This is a genomic window from Streptomyces sp. NPDC057638 (genome assembly GCF_042800315.1).
GTDB lineage: Bacteria > Actinomycetota > Actinomycetes > Streptomycetales > Streptomycetaceae > Streptomyces.
On sequence record NZ_JBHVHF010000372.1, the window covers coordinates 1 to 6,520 of the forward strand.

The window sequence follows — 6,520 nt, forward strand, 5'->3', positions numbered from 1 at the left end:
CCGCCGCCGCGCACTCGGCGCCGACGGTGTCCGCGTACAGCAGATCGCGCGGCTCCTGCGGAACCAGTCCGACCTGGCGGATCAGGGTGGGGGCGGGAGTGCGGTGCGGGGTCAGCCCGCCGACGGTGACGCTGCCCGAGGTGGGTTCCAGCAGCCCGACGAGGGCGGAGAGCAGGGTGGACTTGCCCGCGCCGTTGCGGCCCATCAGGGCGACGGTCTCGCCGGGGGAGAGGGTGAGGTCAAGCTGGCGGAGGGCTTCGATCCGGCCACGGCGGACGGTGAGGGAGCGGACGGTGGTGGTGGGTGCGGTGGGTGCGGTGGGACGGGTGGGATCACCAGTGCTGGCAGGACCGTCCGTGCGGGCAGGGTCACCGGTGCCGGTGGGGGTGCTGGGGGCGCGGTGACCGTCGAGGGCTTCCGGGGTTCGGGTTCCCACGGTCCTCGCCGCGTCCAGCCGTTCCCGCAGCCCCGCCGCCCGGCGGCGCGCGTCCCGTACCGACAGCGGCAGCGGGTCCCAGCCCATCAGCCGTCCCAGGCCGACCACGGGCGGGAAGACGGGGGAGAGCGCCATCACCTCGGCCGGGGTCCCGAGCACCGCGCGTTCCCCGGGGCCCGGCAACAGCACCATCTGGTCGGCGTAGTGCACCACCCGTTCCAGCCGGTGCTCGGCCATCAGGACCGTCGTCCCCAGGTCGTGCACCAGCCGCTGGAGGACGGCCAGCACCTCCTCGGCGGCGGCCGGGTCCAGCGCGGATGTCGGCTCGTCCAGGACCAGGACCCTCGGGTGCGGGGTGAGGACCGAGCCGATCGCGACGCGCTGGCGCTGGCCGCCGGAGAGGGTGGCGATGGGCCGGTCCCGCAGTTCGGTCAGTCCCAGCAGGTCCAGGGTCTCCTCCACCCGGCGGCGCATCACGGCGGGGGCGAGTCCCAGTGACTCCATGCCGTAGGCCAGCTCGTCCTCGACCGTGTCGGTGACGAAGTGGGCGAGGGGATCCTGTCCGACGGTGCCGACGACATCGGCCAGCTCGCGCGGCCGGTGGGTACGGGTGTCCCGGCCGTCGACGGTGACCCGGCCGCCGAGGGTGCCGCCGGTGAAGTGCGGCACCAGCCCGGAGACCGTACCGAGAAGGGTCGACTTGCCGACCCCGGACGGGCCCGCGAGCAGCACCAGTTCGCCCTCGGGGACGGTCAGGTCGACCTCGGCCAGGGTCGGTCGCGCCGCGCCGTCGTAGGTGACCGAGACATGCTCGAAGCGGATCACGCGGACTCCTTCGGGCCAGGGGGTACGGAAGGGCCAGGGGGTACGGAGGTGACGGACCCGTCCGGTGGGCGGAGTGCCGTGGTGGAGGGGGCGGGCACGGTGGGCGCGGGCCGGGGCGCGGGGGAGGGGCCGTCGGGCACGGGTGCGACGAACGCGGGCAGCAGCCCGGCGAGGATCCCCAGCGCGGGCAGCAGCGGCAGCTCCGGCGGGACCAGCGGCACCACCGACGGATGCAGCGCGTCCGCGTCGAGCGTCCCCGCCAGGATCGTCAGCGCGGCGACCACCACCCCGGATCCGGCGATCAGCCAGGAGCGCGGGCCGAACCGGTCGGGCCGGTAGCGGGTGCGTACCGAGCGCCTGCCGCCCAGCCGCAGTCCGGCGACGGCCGCCAGCACCCCGCCGCCCAGCAGGAACGGTCCTGCGGTGGAGCCCTCGGCGGAGAGCAGCCCGTAGGCGCCCGCGCAGATCCCGAGGAGCCCGCCGATGACCAGCGCGGTCGTGGTGTGCCGTACGGCGGGCGGAACGGCGGCGGTCCGCCCGTACCCCCGCGCGTCCATCGACGCGGCGAGCGCGACGGACCGCTCCAGCGCGCTCTCCAGCACCGGCAGCCCGATCCGGGCGACGGCGCGGACACCGCCCGCTTCCCGTCCGCGCAGCCGCCGCGCGGTGCGCAGCCGGGCGACGTCGGCGACGAGATGGGGCGCGAAGGTCATGGCGACGACGACGGCCACCCCGATCTCGTACAGCGCCCCGGGCAGGCACTTCAGCAGCCGGGCCGGGTTGGCCAGCGCGTTCGCGGCGCCCAGGCAGATGAGGATGGCGGCCAGCTTGGCGCCGTCGTACAGGGCGAAGACGATCTGTTCGGCCGTGACCCGGCCGCCGAGGCGGATCCCCTGGGCCCAGTCGGGGAGCGGGACCTCGGGGAGGGTGAGAAGGGTGTGGCTGCCGGGGATCGGTGACCCGAGAACGACGGAGAAGACGACCCGCAGCGCGATCACGAACAGCGCCAGCTTGAGGAAGGCGCTGTAGGAGCGCGCCCAGGGCGCGTCGGTGCGCCGCGCGGCGACGACATACGCCGTCACGACCACCAGCAGTCCCAGCAGGAGGGGATGCGTGGTCCGCGACGCGGCCGTGGCCAGGCCGAGCGCCCACAGCCACCAGGCACCCGGATGCACGGCGTTGCGCCGGTCGGCCCGGGGGGCGCGCAGCCGCTCCCCGGGGCGCGGGCGGCGGCCCCGCGTGGGCTCGGTGGGCTCGGCGCGTTCGGTGGGGTTCTGGCCGAGGTCACGGAGGCGGACCCCGTCCCCGTACGGCGGTACGGGCGGGGACTGGTCCCGGTCCCGGCTCATCGGGACCGGCGGCGGGACTGCCAGAACGCGGCGGCGCCGAGCACGACGACGGCGCCCACTCCGGCGAGGGCGCCGACGGAGGGTCCGCCGGACTCCTCCGCGCTGGACTCCTGCGCGCGGGTGTCCCCTTCCGGCGCCGCGCCGGCCGTGGTCCGCGGGCGGTCGCCCGAGGCGGGGACCTGCTCGCCGCAGCCCGCACCCGGATAGCCCGCGATGGCGCAGAGCAGCGCCTGCTGGTTGTAGCGGAGCGGCTTGGCGACGGCGGCCAGCGCCTCCGCCGCGGTCGCGTCCGTCCCCACCCGGGCACAGGCGGCGCGCGGCGCGGGCGGCCGCTCGCCGGAGGGCGCGTCCTGGGGGGTGCCCGGGTCGATCACCACGGCGACGCGTTTGCGGTCCGGCTCGGCCGCCGTCGTACCGCAGACGGCGGCGAAGTCCGGGGCCTGGCGGGGGCGGGTGGCGTCGGCGCTGTTCTCGCTCACCGCGAAGCGGAACCCGTTCACCGAGCCGTCGGCGGGACGGGCGGTGGCCGGGCCCTCGGTGGCGTAGGACCAGGCGCGGCCGTCGCTCTGCCAGAAGGACCAGTAGCGGTATCCGGCCGCCTCGGCGGGTGTGGCGGCGGCCACGCCGAGTCCGACGGCGAGGACGGTGCCGAGGACGGTGCCGAGCAGGGCCGCCAGGGCGAGCAACGGGGTCGACGGCGGGGTGAGCGAGCGGGCGCGGGCCTTCCCGGCGGTGCCGGGGCCGGGCCCGTCCTCCGCCTGGCCACGGCTGCCCGGGGTCCCGGGGCCGTCGCCGGGCGTACGGGGGCGGGGCCCGGCGCTGTCGCCGGTCACGACTTGTTCTTGCGGCGGCCGCTGATCAGGATGCCCGCGCCGACACTGGCCGCGAAGAAGGCGCCGACGAGCCACCACTGGCCGCTGTCGGAGCCCTTCTCGTCCTTCTCGTTCTCCTTCTTCTTCTCTTCCGTGGCCTGGGCCGCGTCCGCGCGCGGGTCCGGGCCGAGCGCGGTGAGCTGCGCCACCAGGTCCGCGCCACCGAAGTCGGTCGGCTGCGCCCCGGCGGCACGGGCGGCGAAGATCAACTGGGCGTACGCGGCGGGTCCCGACTCCTTCGCCCATGCGGCCGAGTTCGCCTTCAGCCAGGCCAGGGGCTTCGCGGTCCGCTCCTTCAGGCCCTGGGCGGCGAGGGCGGCCACGGCGTCGGCGGTGTTGCCGACATCCGGCTTGGGGGCGGAGTCGGTGGCGCCGGGCATCGGCGGGGTCAGCAGATGACCGGTCGCGGCGAGGGCGCCCGCGAGGTAGGCGGCGCCGTTGTGGGCGGCGTCCGGGAGGGTCTTGCCGGGGACACAGGCGGTGCCCCGGGCGTCCGGCTCACCGGCGGCGGGCGAGAGCCCCTGCCCCCGCGCCGCCACCACGGCGGCGGCCGTGGAGTCGGCGACCATGCCGGGCTGCTTGGGCTGGTAGACGAAGGCGCCGCCGTCCTTGCCACCACAGGGCGTGGCGAACGTCAGCAGGGCATCGAACGGCGACTTCCCGCCCGGCGAACGCACCTCGGCGGGCTTGACGCCCGCCGCCGAGAACGCGCCGATCACCAGCGAGGTGGAGTTGGCGTCGCTGGCGCCGCCGGGGTTGTAGCTCCAGCCGCCGTCCGCGTTCTGGGTGGACCGCAGCCAGGTCACGGCCTTCTGGGCGGTCTCCTTCTCACCGAGCGCGGTCAGCGCCTGGACGGCCACGGCGGTGGCGTTGGAGTCCAGCGGCAGCGAGGCCGGGCACGCGGCGGAGACATCGGCCCGGTAGGAGGCGAAGCCGCCGCTCGCGCACTGCTGGGCGGCGAGCCACGCGACCGCCTTGTCGGCGGGGACGACACCGGAGACATCCTGGGCGAGCAGGGCCAGGGACTGGCGCCAGACACCGTCGTAGGTGGGGTCGCCGCTCCCGTACAGCCCGGACGGCAGGACCGGCGACGGCGCCGGGCTGCCCGTGGTGGCGGGCGCGGCACTGGCCGCCGGGGCGAGCGCGAGCGCGGCCGTGCCCAGTGTGGCGGATACGGCGAGCGCGACGGCGCGGCGTGCGGTGCTCATGGACGGGGGCCTCTCCTGCGGAAGCCGGGCACGGGCACGCTCTTGAGGCACCAGGGCTCCGACTCCGTACTCCTCGACGGTGCCGGTCACCGGCGGGCCGCCGGTGGCACGAGACGATCACAACGGGGTACGGGGCATTCCGGCTCGCCACCCCGGGGTGCCCGGCGGTGGCTCACGGCTGCGGGTCAGCGCCGGATTCGCACCGGCTTCCCCCCGTACGGACGTGAAAACGACGTGTCCACTCTACCGGCCGGTCCGGCGGGTCGTGGCTGGCGGACTGACTGCTTCCGGATCGGCGGGCGTGTCCCCGGGGGCGCGGGCCGGTCGCCTCGGGGGTGGCGGGTTCTGGACGGCGGGCCGGTCGCCTCCGGGGTGGCGGGTCCGCGTTCGGGGCGCCGGGCCCGGGATCGCGGGACGGCCGCCTGCGTGTCCCCGGGCCCAGAACCGGCCGCCCCCGGGCCCCGAACCGGCCGCCCCCGGGGTCTGCCCGGACGCCTGGCCGTGGGCCTTCGGAACCCTTGGCCGCCGGGCCCCGGCCCGCTCCCCTCCGGCGGCCGCTCACAGCGCCACATACCGCTCCGGCACCCCCGCCAGCCGCTCCGCCCGCCCCCGTCGCACCAGATGGCGCAGATGGGCCTCCACCTCCGAGACGGCGATCGTGCGGGAGGCCGGCGGGATCCGCTCCCATGCCCGGTTCCACTCCATGAGTTCCGCGAGGCGCCAGGGCGTGCGGGGCTCGGTCAGCAGGCCGAGCAGCAGCGCGAGACGGGTCTCGTGGTGGCCGAGCAGTGCGCTGACCCGGGCGGGGGCGCCGGTGAAGGGGTGCTGGTGGGCGGGGAGGACCTCGGCCGGGGCGAGGCGGGCGACCCGTCGCAGGGAGGCCAGGTAGTCGCCCAGGGGGTCGGTCCCGGCTGGGTCGTCTGGGTCGGCTGGGTCATCTGGGTCCTCGTACAGACCGATGTGGGGGCTGATCCCGGGGAGCAGGTGGTCGCCGGAGAAGAGACGGCCCCGGCCGGGGAGCCCGGCCGGATGGTTCTCCTCCAGATGGAGGCAGACATGGCCGGGGGTGTGGCCCGGCGTCCAGATCGCCCGCAGTCGTCGGCCCGTGAGGTCCAGCAGCTCACCGGCGGCGATCTCCCGGTCGGGCAGGGCGGGCCGCAGCCCCGGCACCGCGTCGGCGCCGCGCGCGCGGAAGGAGCGCATGACGGCCAGATGCTCCTCGGGCGCTCCGGCGGCGGCCAGCTTCTCCTCCATAGAGGCCAGCCAGCGCTCCGGCGGGCCCTCCCTCGTACGCCGGACGACGTCGGTGTCGGCCGGGTGCATCGCCACCCACGCGCCGGACTCCGCGCGGACGCGGGCGGAGAGGCCGTGGTGGTCGGGGTGGTGGTGGGTGATGACGACGCCGTGGATGGCGGAGACGTCGGCGCCCAGCGCCGTCAGTCCGGCGGTGAGGGCCTCCCAGGAGGCCGGGTCGTCCCAGCCGGTGTCGATGAGGACCGGGCCACGGCCGGTGTCGAGGAGATGGACCAGAGTGTGGCCGAGGGGGTTGTCCGGGATGGGGACCCGGACCGACCAGACCCCGCCGCCGTGGTCCGTGGTCCCGGCCGCCGGTGACCCTGTCATGCCGGTACCTCCGTCACGTCGGTGCCGCTGTCGTGCCTGCCCGTGCCTGTTCGCGCCCGTCCGTCCGTCATGCCGGTGCCGGTGTGCTGTCCCCCGCGCGGGTGCCGCCCCGTGCCGGTCCCGTGCCGGTGCCGCCGTCCCGGTCGGGCGAGTCGGGTGAGCCGGGCGGGCCCCGGCCCGCCGTCCCGCGCCGCCGGGCCCGTGGCC

5 protein-coding genes and 1 riboswitch are annotated in these 6,520 nt (G+C 76.5%); all 5 genes read right to left on the reverse strand.

Annotation, left to right across the window (positions count from 1 at the left end; translation table 11 throughout):
- On the reverse strand, positions 1-1,261 hold a 1,261-nt coding region (locus ACFVIM_RS31095; protein WP_384308458.1), incomplete at its 3' end, for an ABC transporter ATP-binding protein.
- Entirely contained in the window at positions 1,258-2,436 is a 1,179-nt protein-coding gene (locus ACFVIM_RS31100) for a CbiQ family ECF transporter T component (RefSeq protein ID WP_384308467.1), read from the reverse strand. The genes ACFVIM_RS31100 and ACFVIM_RS31095, both read right to left, overlap by 4 nt.
- A 170-nt stretch (positions 2,437-2,606) precedes the next feature.
- Positions 2,607-3,296: an SCO2322 family protein gene (locus ACFVIM_RS31105; protein ID WP_384308469.1), complete on the reverse strand. Its 690-nt coding sequence runs from the start codon at positions 3,294-3,296 to the stop codon at positions 2,607-2,609.
- A 143-nt stretch (positions 3,297-3,439) separates the two neighbouring features.
- Positions 3,440-4,690 (reverse strand): prenyltransferase/squalene oxidase repeat-containing protein, encoded by a 1,251-nt coding sequence (locus tag ACFVIM_RS31110; protein ID WP_384308461.1) that lies wholly within the window; start codon positions 4,688-4,690, stop codon positions 3,440-3,442.
- A 111-nt stretch (positions 4,691-4,801) separates the two neighbouring features.
- Positions 4,802-4,944, reverse strand: a riboswitch (cobalamin riboswitch).
- A gap of 304 nt (positions 4,945-5,248) precedes the next feature.
- Positions 5,249-6,313 (reverse strand): MBL fold metallo-hydrolase, encoded by a 1,065-nt coding sequence (locus ACFVIM_RS31115; protein WP_384308464.1) that lies wholly within the window; start codon positions 6,311-6,313, stop codon positions 5,249-5,251.
- Between the last annotated feature and the right edge of the window lie 207 nt (positions 6,314-6,520).

Coding starts and splice junctions, on each gene's coding strand:
- ACFVIM_RS31110 (WP_384308461.1), bottom strand. CDS start 4,690: ATGAGCACCGCACGCCGCGCCGTCGCGCTCGCCGTATCCGCCACACTG.
- ACFVIM_RS31115 (WP_384308464.1), bottom strand. CDS start 6,313: ATGACAGGGTCACCGGCGGCCGGGACCACGGACCACGGCGGCGGGGTC.